The sequence below is a fragment of the Variovorax sp. GW821-FHT09A10 genome, assembly GCF_059418385.1.
Genome location: NZ_JBWKPT010000005.1, coordinates 288,671 through 302,583 on the forward strand (window position 1 = coordinate 288,671; position 13,913 = coordinate 302,583).

General features: G+C 65.4%; 10 protein-coding genes and 1 pseudogene. 7 read left to right on the plus strand and 4 right to left on the minus strand.

Annotated features, from left to right (window positions below):
* The 7 genes and pseudogenes from AC07Q9_RS20995 to AC07Q9_RS21025 all read left to right on the plus strand — a co-directional run.
* Positions 1–443: pseudogene (locus AC07Q9_RS20995) on the plus strand (hypothetical protein); the annotation flags it as partial.
* A 90-nt stretch (positions 444–533) separates the two neighbouring features.
* Positions 534–1,031 carry an OmpA family protein gene (locus AC07Q9_RS21000; protein WP_489061617.1) on the plus strand — a complete coding sequence of 166 codons (498 nt, stop codon included), beginning with the start codon at positions 534–536 and terminating at the stop codon, positions 1,029–1,031.
* 111 nt (positions 1,032–1,142) lie between these two features.
* Entirely contained in the window at positions 1,143–4,235 is a 3,093-nt protein-coding gene (locus AC07Q9_RS21005; RefSeq protein WP_495311689.1) for a glutamate ligase domain-containing protein, read from the plus strand.
* A complete protein-coding gene (locus tag AC07Q9_RS21010; RefSeq protein WP_489061614.1) occupies positions 4,232–4,525 on the plus strand; it encodes a hypothetical protein in 294 nt (97 codons plus the stop codon). Before AC07Q9_RS21005 ends, AC07Q9_RS21010 begins: the two co-directional genes overlap by 4 nt.
* Before the next feature lie 91 nt (positions 4,526–4,616).
* Positions 4,617–6,452, plus strand: coding sequence for a peptidase domain-containing ABC transporter (locus tag AC07Q9_RS21015; RefSeq protein ID WP_489061612.1), 1,836 nt, complete (start codon positions 4,617–4,619; stop codon positions 6,450–6,452).
* 83 nt (positions 6,453–6,535) lie between these two features.
* The gene (locus AC07Q9_RS21020) at positions 6,536–7,831 is read left to right on the plus strand and encodes an HlyD family type I secretion periplasmic adaptor subunit (protein ID WP_489061759.1); all 1,296 of its coding nucleotides are present in this window, start codon (positions 6,536–6,538) and stop codon (positions 7,829–7,831) included.
* Positions 7,828–9,405, plus strand: a complete 1,578-nt coding sequence (locus tag AC07Q9_RS21025) for a TolC family protein (protein WP_495311690.1) — start codon at positions 7,828–7,830, stop codon at positions 9,403–9,405. Before AC07Q9_RS21020 ends, AC07Q9_RS21025 begins: the two co-directional genes overlap by 4 nt.
* A gap of 129 nt (positions 9,406–9,534) precedes the next feature.
* Here AC07Q9_RS21025 and AC07Q9_RS21030 read toward each other — a convergent pair whose 3' ends face one another.
* From AC07Q9_RS21030 to AC07Q9_RS21045, 4 genes are read right to left on the minus strand one after another with little or no spacing between them, the layout of a single operon-like run.
* Positions 9,535–10,950, minus strand: coding sequence for a sigma 54-interacting transcriptional regulator (locus AC07Q9_RS21030; protein WP_495311691.1), 1,416 nt, complete (start codon positions 10,948–10,950; stop codon positions 9,535–9,537).
* Between the two features lie 58 nt (positions 10,951–11,008).
* On the minus strand, positions 11,009–12,901 hold the full coding sequence (locus AC07Q9_RS21035; RefSeq protein ID WP_495311692.1) for a pilus assembly protein TadG-related protein: 1,893 nt from the start codon (positions 12,899–12,901) through the stop codon (positions 11,009–11,011).
* 13 nt (positions 12,902–12,914) lie between these two features.
* The gene (locus tag AC07Q9_RS21040; RefSeq protein ID WP_495311693.1) at positions 12,915–13,406 is read right to left on the minus strand and encodes a TadE/TadG family type IV pilus assembly protein; all 492 of its coding nucleotides are present in this window, start codon (positions 13,404–13,406) and stop codon (positions 12,915–12,917) included.
* A 5-nt stretch (positions 13,407–13,411) separates the two neighbouring features.
* Positions 13,412–13,882, minus strand: a complete 471-nt coding sequence (locus AC07Q9_RS21045) for a TadE/TadG family type IV pilus assembly protein (protein ID WP_495311694.1) — start codon at positions 13,880–13,882, stop codon at positions 13,412–13,414.
* Positions 13,883–13,913: the final 31 nt, after the last annotated feature.

A 13,913-nucleotide genomic window follows, 5' to 3' on the forward strand; every position in this document is an offset into this window, starting at 1 on the left:
GCAGCGAAGGTGGCCTGCTCGGCGGCGTCCTCGGTGACGACGGCCTGGTCGGCAGCCTGCTCGGTGCGGACGGCCTCGTGGGCGGCCTGCTCGGCGGCCTGACGGGCGGCGCCGAACCGGTCGCCGGCATCCTGGAGCCGGTCACCAGCATCCTCGACGGCGTGACGGGTGCAACGGGCTCGGCAGGTTCTGCCGGCTCGCTGGTCTCGACGGTGGTCGACACCGTGACCCATGCCGCAGCCCCGGTGACCGACATCCTCGCCGGCACGCCGGCAGCCCCGGTGGCCGCGGTCGTGACCGGTGTGCTGGACACGGTCGAACACACGGTGGCCCCGGTGCTCGACAACGTGCTCACCCCGATCACCAGCCTGGTCGATCACAGCAGCCCGGCCGGTGGTGCCCTGGCACCCGTGACCAACATCCTGCACGGCCTGCTGGGCTGATCCAAGGGACACGAAGAAGGAGGAAGGGAAACCTCGATAGCAAGCAGAAAGGGACAGGCCGGCACCGGCCTGTCCCGCGAAAGGACCGTCATGAACAAGAATTTCCGGATACTGGCCCTCGTGGCCATGGGCGCAAGCCTCGTGGCCTGCGGTGTGCCTCCCAAGGGCGGTCGCGACGACGCGACCTACTACTACTCCAACAAGAGCGTGCGCGAAGTGCCCAAGGTGGAGCCGGCACCGCCACCGCCGCCGCCGAACACGCCGGCCAAGATCGTCTACTTCGACTTCGACAAATACGACGTCAGGGCCGGCGACCGCAGCATCGTCGAGGCGCACGCGGGCTACATGCGCAACCGGCCGGCGAGCCGGGTCGTGATCGAAGGCCACACCGACCTGCGCGGCGGCCGCGAGTACAACCTCGCGCTCGGCCAGCGCCGCGCCGAGGCCGTGCAACGCATGCTCACGCAAATGGGCGTGCCGGGCGAACGCATCGAAGCCATCAGCTGGGGCCTTGAAAAGCCCGCATCGCTTGCCACCACCGAGGAGGGCCATCAGCTCAATCGTCGCGCCGAGTTCAGCTACCGCTGAATCGGGAGCACGCGATGATTTCACGGGCGGCTTCCGGTCCGCGATCACGTCATTCAAGCGAGAGCAGATGACGGACGCGACCGGCCTTCGCCCGCATTCGACCGGGGCCGAATGATGTCCTTCTCAGACCAGCTCCACGCCTGCCACGAGCGCCTGGTGTCCGTGTGCGCGGCGTTGCCTGCCCCGTACCCGGCCTTCACGCTCTTCTTCTCGGTGAGCGACGGCGCGCAGCGTGCACACGTGGTGCATGCGCGGGCCGACGACTTCGAGACCGCCTGGCGCGAAGGCGCCGACCTGGTCGAGCGATGGGTGCGCGAGCGCGGCATCGTCTCGCCCTGGCTGCGCATCGACTGGGTCGAGGGCGCCAGCCCGATGGACTGGACACAGTTCAAGACCCAGCTCACCGCGGTCAAGCGCAACTACTTCCGGCTCGGCCTGGCCTTCGACCAGGACTTCGGCTTTGCCTTCACCGAGCAGGAACTCAACGCCAACGCCATGCTGTGCGGCGATTCGACCATCGCGCATTCGGTGGTGAACGCGCGCAACTTCGACGTCTATGCGCAGGCCCGCTTCGAGCGCACGCTGCCGCTGGAAGAGTCGTCGGAGCGCACCGTCTACCTGCTGGCCACGGTGGGCGTGTTCTGCCAGCCCGACGGCGTGGTGCACAAGCTCGTGGGCACGGGGCTCGACGCGGGCCGCCGGCAGCTGCCGGCGCTCAACCCGCAGTCGGTGCTCGAGCTGGTGCGCAGCGGCTCCTCGTACCTGGCGCGCCAGATGCAGAGCGACGGCCTGTTCGTGTACGGCTACTTCCCGTGCTTCGATCGCCGCATTCCGACCTACGACGCGATGCGCCACGCGGGCACCGTGCACGCCATGCTCGAGGCCTGGGAGCTCACGCGCGATGACACCTTGCGCGCGGCCATCGACCGCGCCATCGACCACCTCAGCGATGCGCTGATCCGCGACTACACGCTGCCCGACGGCCGCGAGGTCGCGTACCTGGTCGACACCGGCGGCGAGATCAAGCTGGGCGGCAACGCGGCGTGCGTGCGCATGTTCGTGCGCTACTGCGAGCTGATGGAAACGCGCCACTGGCTGCCGCTGCTCGAGAAGCTCGCGCTGGGCATCGTGGCGCTGCAGGACCCTGCCAGCGGGCGCTTCGACCACGTGCTGCACGCGGCCGACCTGACGCTCAAGCAGGCCTCGCGCGTCATCTTCTACGACGGCGAGGCGGCCTTCGGCCTCATGCGCCTGTACGGCCTCACGCGCGATCCGCGTTGGCTGGCCGCGGTCGAGAAAGCCTTCGACCATTTCATTGCAAGCCAGCACTGGCAGTCGCACGACCACTGGCTCAGCGGTTGCGTGAACGAGCTCACGCAGTGGAGCCCGCAGGAGCGCTACTTCCGCTTCGGGCTGCAGAACGTGGCGGGCTACCTGGACTTCGTGCTCGACCGCAAGACCACCTTTCCCACGCTGCTCAGCCTCATGCTGGCGGCGCAGCAGATGCTGCAGCGGCTCGAAAGCATGCCCGCCATGCGGCACCTGCTCGACGAGCTGGACACCGAGAAGTTCTACCGCGCGCTCGACTACCGCGCGCACTACCTGCTCAATGGTTTCTTCTGGCCCGAGATGGCGATGTACTTCCGCCGGCCGTCCACGGTCGTCGGCGCCTTCTTCGTGCGGCACCACTCGTTCCGCGTGCGCATCGACGACGTCGAGCAGTACGTGACGGGCTTCGCGGCCTACCACCGCTACCTGCTGGACCGGCGCAGCCAGCCCGGCGGTCCCGGAGGCGGTGGGGGCGGTGGCGGGTTGCGCGACGACGGCGCCGTGTGGACCGCCAGCGAGATGGCGCGCGTCACCGGCGGCGAGTGGGTGGTCAAGCCCGAAGACGGCTGGCGCGCCACCGGCGTGACCCAGCGCACCTTCATGCGCAAGGGCCGCGTCGTGTTCGAACACCAGGCCCGGCCCTCGAAGACGCCGCTGGCGGCCGTCACGCTCAAGGGCGTGCTGCAGCCGGCCGCGGCCGTGCTGTGCACCGACCCCAAGCCGCACCTGGACAAGCGCGTGCCCGTGCTGAAGGTGGCCAACGTGCTGCAGGCCGTGCTCGAGCTGGGCGACCATGCGCGCACCGAGTTCACCGGCCGCGTGTGCGGCGTGCTCGGCAGCGGCGCGGGCAGCAGCACCGTGGCCGCCATGCTGGCCGGCGCGCTCACCGTGTGGGGCGAGGTGGCGCAGCCCGAAGGCAGCATCAGCCTGCCGTCGGGCATTGCGTGGAACCTCACCTGCATGCCGCGCCATGCCGCCTACTGGGTGCTCGAGATGGGCACCTCGCACATGCCCGCATCGGCGCAGCTCATGCGGCCGTCGCTCATCGTGGTGACCGGCATTTCGGCCGCATCGCAGAAGCACCGCGGCCCGTCGGAGGCCGCCGCGCGGCTCGACTGCCGCATGTTCCAGGCCATGGCTGCGGGCGACCGCGTGGTGCTCAACCGCGACATGCCCGAGTTCGCCACCTTCGCCGAAGCGGCCATGGCGCACCAGCTGCAGATCGTGACCTACGGCGAGCACAAGGACGCCGACGTGCGCCTGCTCGCCTTCGACCACGGCGAGGTGCAGGCCGAGGTGGCGGGCGAGCCCTTCCAGCTGCGCCTGAATGCGCCGGGCCGCCACATGGGCGCCAGCGCCGTCGCCGCGCTGGCCGCACTGCAGGCGCTGCGCCTGCCGCTGGCCGCGGCCGTCGAACCCTTTGCGCACTTCGAGCCGCCGGGCGGACGCGGTGCGTTGCACACCATTCACATCGGCGGCGGGAGCTTCAAGCTGATCGATGAAACCTACGACGCCAACCCGAGTTCGATGCGGGCGGCGCTGGAGTTGCTGTCACAAGCCCCCTGCGAGCCTGCGCGCCGGGTGGCCATCCTGGGCGACATGCAGGAGCTGGGGCCCGCGGCGCAACGCCATCACCTCGATCTGGAGGCCGAGTTGCTGGCGTCGCAACCTGACCGCGTGCTCCTGTGCGGACCCTTGATGCGGGCGCTTCACACGCGCATCCGTACCAAGGTCCGCTCCCATTGGTTTGTCGATGTGTCCGACCTCTCCACCGCGCTCGGCGGGCTGCTGCAACCAGGCGACTGGGTGCTGGCCAAAAGCTCCGCCGGTGTCGGTCTTTCCCGGCTCGCCCGGGTTCTGAAAGCACTGCCATGAGATGGAACGCACTGGTCCACATTCCCTATGAATCCGAACGCGAGGCACCGCCACGGCGCTGGTGGCTGGGCTGGTTGCAGCTGCTGTGCGCCTGGGTGCTGCTCATGCTGCTGTGCGCCAACATCGCGCTCGTCTTTGCCGAAGGCCTGCCGGGCACATCCGGCCGCACCGCGACCCACAGTTACACGCATAAAACGATGAATTGCACGCTCAGGGAAAACGCCGCGCCACAAGGAACGCGCGGCGTGGAATCGACCGGTCCGGCGCAGGTTCGCGCACACCGATGCTGAGAGGCATCAGAGGCGAATTTTTGCCTTGTAACAGACGGGTAACAGTTGATAATGGCGCTGGCGTCGTTGCCCGACGGATCGGTCTTTCTTCATGATCAAGTTCCTCTTGCCCAGCCAGCTGGTTGCCGACAGGCCGGAAACGCCCGGCGCCAGTCCGTATGCCGGTGCGCTGAGCGATGCGTTTCGTGCGGCCTACCCCCTCGTCAAGAGCGCGGCGTGGCTGTCGCTGCCCGTCAGCCTGTTCGGCCTGCTGCCTTCCATCTTCCTGCTCCAGGTGTATGACCGCGTGCTCTCGCGCAGCGGCGTCTCCACGCTCGCGGCGCTGGTGTGCGGCATCCTCTTTTTCCTGTGCATCGAGTTCTGGCTGCGCACGCGGCGTTCGCGCCTGCTGCGCAACGCGGGCGCGACCGTCGACCACGGCGTGTCGAGCGCGCTGCTGCACTCCATGCTCGGTCGCCCGCTGCGCGCGCTCGAGGCGCGGCCGGCCTCGTCCTGGCAGCTGTACTTTCGCGACGTGGGGGCCGTGCGCGGCACCGTCACCGGCGGGCTCGCGCAGTCGATCTTCGATCTGCCGATGGCGATCTTCGCGCTCGTGGTGATCGGCATCGTCGCGCTGCCGGTGCTGCCCGTGGTGGTGGCCTTCCTGGCCATCATGTCGTTCCTGGCCTGGTGGTGGGCCGACGAAGTGCGCGCCGGCCGCGTGGAAGAAGTGCTGCGCGGTCGCGGCCTGGACCGCATCACCTCCGAGATCTGCCATGCGCGCGAGACGCTCAAGGCGCAGTCGAACGACGGCCCGACCATCGAGGTCTGGCAGCAGACCTACAACGCCTGGCTCAGCGAGAGCTTCGGCAAGAACGGCCAGATCGAAACCGCGCGCGACGGCACCACCGTGCTGCTCACCGTGTTCTCGGTGATCGTCGTCACCGTCGGCGCCATCTCCGTCATGCAGCAGTGGATGACGGTGGGCGGCCTCGTCGCCTCCAACATGCTCGCGCTGAAGGCGCTGCAGCCGGTGGCCGGGCTGGTGTCGAACTGGCGCTCGCTCGCCACCGCCAAGGAAGCCGCCAAGCGCCTGGAGACCGTGCTCGGCGAGCCGGTCGAGAAGGCGCCCACCGGCATGGCGCTGCCGCAGCCGCTGGGCCGCGTTACGCTCAAGGACGTGAGCTTCAGCTTCACCGAAGACGCACCGCAGCCCGTGCTGGAAAACGTCGACCTCGACATCGGCCCCGGCGGCCTGCATGTGATCGTCGGGCGCAACGGCGCAGGCAAGTCGACGCTCGTGAAGCTGCTGTCGGGCCTGTACACGCCCACGCACGGCGTGGTGAGCATCGGCGAGTACGACCTGTCGCAGTTCGGCCGCGAAGAGCTGTCGCGCTGGATCAGCTATCTCTCGCAAGAGGTCTACTGGTTCGGCGGCCCGCTCGTCGACACCATGCGCCGCGGCGCACCGGGCCAGAGCGACGAGCAGATCGTCGCGGCCTGCAAGCTCTCGGGCGCGCACGACTTCATTTCGCGCCTGCCCGACGGTTATCGCACCGTGGTGGGCGAGGGCGGCACCGGCTTCTCGGTGGGCGAGCGGCGCAAGCTCGCGCTGGCCATGAGCTTCCTGCGCAAGCCCTCGGTGCTGGTGCTCGACGAGCCCAGCAACGACCTCGACTTTCAAAGCGAGCGCAACCTGCTCGCGACCATGCTCGCGGTGGCCAAGGTGCGCACCGTGGTCGTGGTCACGCACTCGCTGCGCATCGTGTCGGCGGCCACCACCGTCTATCACGTCACCGGCCAGGGCAACGTGGAGATCGGCTCCGCGGCCGTGATGGTGCCCAAGCTCTTCGGCGTGAAGAAGCCGCTGGTGGCGCTGGGCGACAGCGAGGACGGCAGCAGCAACAGCAATGCCGGCGTCTCCACCGCTTCGCGCTCGATGGCCTGAGCGACTTGCTTGCTTGATCGATTGATTGACCGACTGACAGACAGAGACAGGGGTACGGGATTTTGAAACCAGACTTGCCGCAGGTGCTTCAGGGCGAGAGCGAGAAACAGGCGGCGCAGACCACGCCGCAAGGCCGGCGGCGCCAGTGGATCATCGGCGGCGCGGTCGCGGTGCTGGCGGTGGTCGGGCTCGGCTTTCCGATGGAAACCGTCGTCGTCGCACCGGGCCGCGTGATCCCCTCCGACCGTGTGAAGTCGATCCAGCACTTGGAAGGCGGCATCGTCAGCAACGTGCTCGTCAAAGAAGGCGACAAGGTCAAGCAGGGCCAGTCGCTCGTCGAGATCGACCTGGGCGGCAGCGGCCTGAACTTCGAAGAGCTCACCGCGCGCAACGCCGCCACGCAGGCCACCCGCGTGCGGCTCATTGCCGAGAGCCGCGGCCAGCCGCTCAAGCGCGATTCGTTCGATGCCGACATCGACGAGGCCGTGCTCGAAGGCGAGGTCGGTGCCTACCAGGCGCGCGCGCTCGAACAGCGCGGCGTCATGGCCGGCGCCGTGTCGAACCTGGAGCAGGCACGCAGCAAGCAGCTCGAACAGCAGGCCAAGGTCAAGGGCCTGGGCGATCGGCTGGAGCTGATGCAGAAAGAGCAGGAGATCTCCGAACAACTGCTCAGCGAAAAACTCGTCGGCCAGGTCGAGGTGCTCGAGAAGCGCCGCCAGGCCGAAGGCGTGCGCAGCGAACTCGCCGTGGCGCGCCAGGGCGTGATCTCGGCGCAGGCCGCCATCACCGAAGCGCAGGCCAAGATGGCCGAGGCCGAGGGCCGCTTTCGCCGCCGCGCCTCGGACGAACTCGCCACGGTCGAGCGCCAGTTCGCCAGCCTGAGCGAAGACCTTGCACGCGCCCGCACCCAACGCTCGCGCACGGTGGTGAAGGCGCCGGCCGACGGCATCGTGAAGGGCCTGCGCAGCGGCAGCCCCGGCTGGGTCGTGAAGCCCGGCGAATCCATCCTGGAAGTGGTGCCCGACGAGGACGAGATCATGGTCGAGGCACGCCTCAACCCGAACGACCGCGGCTTTGTCGAAGTGGGGCAGGAGGCGCGCGTGAAGATCACCGCCTACGACTACCTGCGCTACGGCGCCGTCGACGGCAAGGTCAAGCTCGTGGCGGCCGACGCCGACCGCGATGCCGCCATTGCCAATGGCACGCCGTACTACCGGCTGCTCATCAGCATGTCGCAGTCGCATGTGGGGCGAAAGGAAAACCGCATCACCGCCGGCATGGAGTCTGAAGTCGACCTGCGCGTGGGGACCGATCCGTTCATCTGGTACATCCTGCGGCCTGTGCTCAAACTGCGGCGCGAAGCCTTCCGCGAACCATGAGCAAGCCCGTGTTGCCGGGCCGGCGCGTGCGCATCGCCCCGGGCGTGATCTGCGCGACCTTGTGCGTCAGCATGGCGCTGCCGCCCACCGCGCATGCCCAACAGACATCCGCTGAACAGGACGAGCCACCTGCCGCGCTCGCGTTCTCGCGCCGCCTGTCTTCGCCTTCTCTGGGCGCCGCGAGTTCTGCGCAGCGCGTGAAGCAGGCGCTCATCGCGCTGTCGCAGGAATACCCCGAGGTGCTGACCGCACAGGCCACCGCCAGCACCAGCAGCTTCGGCGTGGACGCGGCCCGCATGGCGCGCTACCCGCGCTTCAAGGTCGGCACGTCGTCGGGCACCTACAACAGCGGCGCCAAGGATGCGCAGAGCCAGAGCTACACCGTGCTCACCGCCGAGGCGCGCGTGAGCCTCATCGACGGCGGCGCCATGAGCGCCGCACAGCGCGCCGCCGAACTGGCCAACCAGGCCGACGACGAAGCCGTCGTCACCACCTCGCAGAAGGTCGTGCTGGACGCGCTCACCGCCTACCTGCAGGTGCAGCGCTTCGATCTGAAAAAGCAGATCGCGCACCGCGCCACCGAAGTCGTGGCCGAACTGTCGAAGGCCGAAGCGCGTCGCGTCGCACTCGGCGTGAGCGGCGACAACGACCTCAACATGGCCGCCTCGCGCCGCGCCCTCGTGGCCGCGCGCGAGTCCGACTTCGAAGCCCAGCGCGACGAGGCGCTGGCCAAGTTCCGCAACTACTTCAAGTTCTCGCCCAACCCCGAATCGCTGCCCGTGCTCGCCGCGCCGTCGCACTGGCGCATCGGCTCGCAGGAGGAAGCGCTGCGCCGCGCCGAAGCGCGCAGCACCGAACTGGCCGAAGCCCAGGGCCGCGTGGCGCGTGCGCGCGCGCTGGTCGACCAGACCGAAGCCAGCCTGTACCCCACACTCGACGCCGTCGTCGTGAAGAGCAAGGACCCGCGCGGCGTGTCGCCGCAAGACCCGACACGCGCCGCGTTCGAGCTGAACTGGAACTTCGGCAACGGCTTCGACCGCCAGCTCAAGCTCAAGGGCGCCCTGGCCGAAGTCGCGAACCAGGAAGCCAAGATGGAGGGCGTGAAGCTCAACCTGATGGAGCTCACCGCGTCGTCGTGGTCCCGCACCGTGGCCGGCCGCGAACGCGAGCGCCAGTTGATGGAAGCCGTCAGCACCTCCGGCCAGGCCTTCCGCGGCCGCCGCCGCCTCATGGAGTTCGGCCGCGAGACCCTGCCCAAGGTGCTCGATGCCCAGCTGGACTACTACACGCTGCTGTTCGACTACATCGATGGCGTGTTCGACCTGCGCATTTCGGAGTTGCGCCTGGCGCGCACCACCGGCGAACTGCGCATCGACCCCATCGGCGCCAACAACTGGATCGACCGCATCTTCGGCCCCCCGAGCCGCAACGTCTTGACCGAAGACGGCCTGCTGGGCGCGCTGTGCATCTCGAGCAACACAACGTGTGCCACCGAACCCGTGGTCGACCGCTCGCCGGGTGCATCGTTCGCGAATCCGCCGCTGCGCAGAACGACGCGCCTCGGAATCAACTGACCCACGAGGCAAGCGCCAGCGAAGCCCGTTCGTGAAACACCGAGGAACCGGCTTTGCCGGGCCTCAGGTGTTGCCCCCGGTAGGGGGAAGGAGAAGCGGACACGAAGTGCCGCGCAGCCTGGGGGCGAGCTAAGTTTCCTCTGGGATGCCAGGTTCGCCGTCGAGGATCTGGTACTTGCGCATCTTTTCCCACAGCACCTTGCGGCTGATGCCCAGGTGCTGCGCCGTGTCCTGACGCTTCCAGTCGTTGATTTCGAGCGCCGCGATGATGCGATTGCGCTCGCTGCTGTTCCAGCCCTTGCGGTCGCCGTTCGCGTCGAGCGCGACCCCTGTGCCGTTGCGATCGGTAGCGAGCGTCGCCGGTGCCGGCGTGCCACGCGTGAGCGCGATCGCGCGCTGAATGAGGTTCTGGTCCCAGCTGTGCAACTGCCGCGCGATCACACCCACGCGCTCCGCGAGATTGCGCAGCTGCCGCACGTTGCCCGGAAAGTAAGTCTCGGCCACCGCATCGCTGAGCCAGTGCGGCGTTTCGCCCAAGGCTTCGAGCTCGTCGCCGAGCACGTTCGTCAGCAGCGCCTTGAAGATCGCGATCTTGTCGATCTCGCCGCGCTCCTCGAGGCTGGGCACATGCAGCTCGATGACTGCGAGCCGGTAGAACAGATCGGCACGAAACTCGCCACTCGCCACCATCTCGCGCAGGTTGCGGTTCGTCGCCGCCACGAGCCGGAAGTCGACGCGGATCGGCGAGGTGGCCCCCAACCGCGTGACCGCGCTGTCTTCGAGCACGCGCAGCAACTTCACCTGCTGATAGCGCGGCAAGTCACCGATCTCGTCGAGGAATAACGTGCCCCCGGTAGCCTGCTCGAAGTACCCGCGGTGCGCATGCACCGCACCCGTGAACGAGCCCTTCGTGTGGCCGAAGAACAGCGACTCGAACAGCCCATCGGGAATCGCGCCGCAGTTCACCGCCACGAACGCGCCCTTGCCGTACTGCTGGTGCCCGATGTGAAGTTGTTGTGCGATGCGCTCCTTGCCGACACCGGTCTCGCCGCGCACCAGCACCGGGTGGTTGCAATCGGCAAAGGCGCCGACTTCAGCGAGCAGCCCCTTCATTGCATCGGAATGCGCCACCAGCATGTCGGGCGCCTGCGGCGCGACATCGCGCGCGCGCAGTTGGCGCACCAGCTTGGCCACCATCGTGCGCAGCTCGGCGCAGGTGAAGTCGTAGGGCAGAACGTGCAGGTACTCGGGCGGGTACGTGCGCGAGTCGCGCTCACGGGAAGCCGCAGCGACCCAGATCACCGGCATGCCCTGCAGCAGCTCGGTCGCATGCGGCAGCCCGCCGCCATCGATGACGGTGACGCTGATGATCGCAACGGAAGGACGCAGCGCGACGCCGCGGTCCTGCTGAGGCGGCGGCAGGCCATCGGCCCGGATGACTTCCACGTCGAAGCTCGCCATGCACCGCGCAATGCGGTCGAGGATGTCGGCTTTGCCTTCCCAGACAAAGAGGTCGAGTTCGTCGAAGTTGGAGGGGGAACTCATCGAGACGCTGTTTTCAAAGTTTCACGGGTAGCTGGAAGGGGCGGATTCTTGCGCAGTCTCAATAGACCAACCGTGCGTTGCCATCGCAACTGGCGGAGAGGAGTTGCACGTCTGCGTATCCGAGCTGAATGCCAAGCGTTTTGAGCAGTGGGGCGAGCAGAGCCGTGTCGAGCAGTGTGAGAACTGGCGTCAATAGAAGATTGACAATTCCAAGAACTTTATTCAAGAGTGTAAATAAAGCGTTTCCAAGAAGGTCCAAAATTGCGATGGAAGTGTCAAGCTCGATTTCCAATTTATTGGAGCCAATGGCGCTTATTATCGACGCGCCAAGGTTTTTTTCCATGCCAACAGTCTGCGTGAGATTTTGTTGTGACGCAGGAAGGCTGGGGTCAAACCGATAGTTTAAAAATTCCCTTGTAACAATTTCATCGCCTGGTATTGATACATCTAATTTTGCCAACAATTTTACTTTTAATGGAATCAGACCCCCTAAAAGATCAATTTCGATGTTTAGCAGATCGAATTGCTCTTTGGGTAGATTTTTCCAGGCACTGCTGCGATTTGTAAATGCTGTTGGAACTTTGCCAAGAAAAACATGTGCAAGACCCGGTGCGGCTGCGATCTTGACGTCGTACTTTCCGTCGGGGGCATTGCATCGAACTGTATCGAGCTCAGCATCTCCTGAGGCAACTTCGACATAGATAGGAAGGTTAACAAGTTGGCCGGCCGGCAGCGACACTCGAAGCACCAGTGGGATGTTCAACAGGTTCTCTCCCTCAATCGGTTTCAAGACTTGAGTGTCTAGAAGTATCCGAATTTGGCCCGTATGCGCCTTTGTTTTGGCTGTCCCGTCCGGGTAATAGCCCGGGGGGCCGACGGCAATACTTGGAGGCTCGATGACCTTGGCCTGCAGCTTTACATTCGCAAGTGCGCCCAGTGGAACTTCGATTTTTGTGGCAATGGCTGACTGGCTGTCTGCAACCTGCAGCGACACCAGCAGGAGATTCAATGCATTGATATTTCCATTCAAGGCAGTGCGGGGATCTGTGGTGTTGAGGTCTACGCTAAGTAAGCCAGCCTGTTGGGCCGTCTTCAACAGATTTATGCTGACCTGATCAAGGCGAAGGCCGCCACTCAATGCCAGAAGGCCATTCAAGACCCGGGTTGCGAGGGCAACTGTATCGCTGTCATTGCTTTGCGGTAGCGCTTGAATTGCTGCGGTCAGCAGGCTCGCCAAATTGACATTAGCGTTTGCCAACTCGGCATATGTGCCGACATTAAGGCCCAAGGCGTCCGTGATCCCGAGCAGATTGAGCTTGGTGTTGAGCAGTCCCGTGTAGTCAGCGAGGCTCAGCGAGACGGAAGTCCCCAGCAGCATGCTCAACAGTTGATTCAGCAGACCATCATTCAGCCGTGCCACTCCGCTTCCAACAGAGAGGGAGCCTATTGGCTCGTTGAGTGCGGCGACTGCCTGGACACAGATCGTTCGATTGGCCTGAGAAAAGGGAAGCAGCGTCGGTGGTGCTTTTTCTATTCGGACTCGGATCGCATTCTTCGTCGAGGAACTGGGAAGGAAGTGGTCGTCTACGCTGTTGAAGCAACTGGCCGCGGTGTTGGGCGGTGTCGCGTTCGAAGATGCCCAGTGGCCGCATTCTGGTTGCGTGAGCACGAGACCTGGCATATTCTGAGCCGCATTGGCAACAGCGGCTCCCCGAGCAGCCGCGCATACGTCAGTGCTTCCCGAAGGCATTATTTTTTGCGCGCCGGCCAAAGCGGCGAGATCCGCCGTTTTCTGAAACTCGCGCTTCATGTAGAACAGATAGCCCAACTCGACGCCCACCAGGGTGATCACGATCAGGCTCAACGCGATGGCTGTGTTGATGAGGATTGAGCCTCGGGCACGTCGTCGGCTCGACGAGGCGACGGCTTCGCGGGTTGATGCGGCATTCATTCCGAGGGCTTTCTCATGATGTCCTGAGTGCAGCGGTTGCACTGCTCCGCAATTGCTTGATCCAATTGCTGGCATCAACCAGCGGCAACCACGGAAGGATGCGAGCGTCGCCCGTGTAGGGATAGATGATGGTCACCACGCAACTGGTCGCACCTGGTGTGGCGGAACAGGGAGTGATGGTGGCGTGATTGGAGATCCAGTTCTTTCGACTCGTCAGGTCTGCACTTGCCGAGGCGGGGACGATGGGTGATCGCGCCAATGATTCGACCACGACTTGCTTCACGCTGGCTGGATCTGGTGGTTGTGGAAGCAACGTCGCGGCGCGCGCACCATCTTCCGCAGCGCGCGAGACGACCTGCTGTACGTAGAACGCGGCGCCAAAGGTCACCAGCGCATAGATCACAAGAAAGAGCACCACGAAGACGAAGGCGAATTCGATCGCAGCAACACCGCGTTGACGATCACGACCGGTAGATCTGGGGGGCGGGTGAGAACTGAGGGTCATGGCGTTCACCTCAGATCAAGAAGCATGCTCGCCCTGCCAGCGATCTGGGATGGCACCGCGAAGCTCGGTAGAGGGGGCAGCAGTGAGCCGAGGTTGTTCGCTTCAACGAGAACTTCGACTTGGCATCGGTCACTCCACGCAGGGCCACACGCAATCGGGGTGCATTGGTTAACTCCTTCGACGCGGCAGATTCGCGCAGACACGACAGGCTTGACCGTCTGTGGCATCCAGTCACTTTGAGCGGTTGCGACGCCCGCCGCACGGTTCTTTCGACCTTCTATGCTGCTTTGATATCGAAGTGCCGCTCGTGCACCATCCTCAGCAGCGTTCTGCAAACCAAGGCGAAACGCGAACAACATGCCGTAGCAGATGATGGCGTAAAGGATGGTGAAGAAGATCAAGAAGACAAACGCGAACTCGATCGCGTACACGCCGCGCTGGAAGCGCGGCGATGCGAAAGTGCGGGTCGCGGTCATGGTGCCTGTGGAGTGTCAGTGGCGCGCGAGA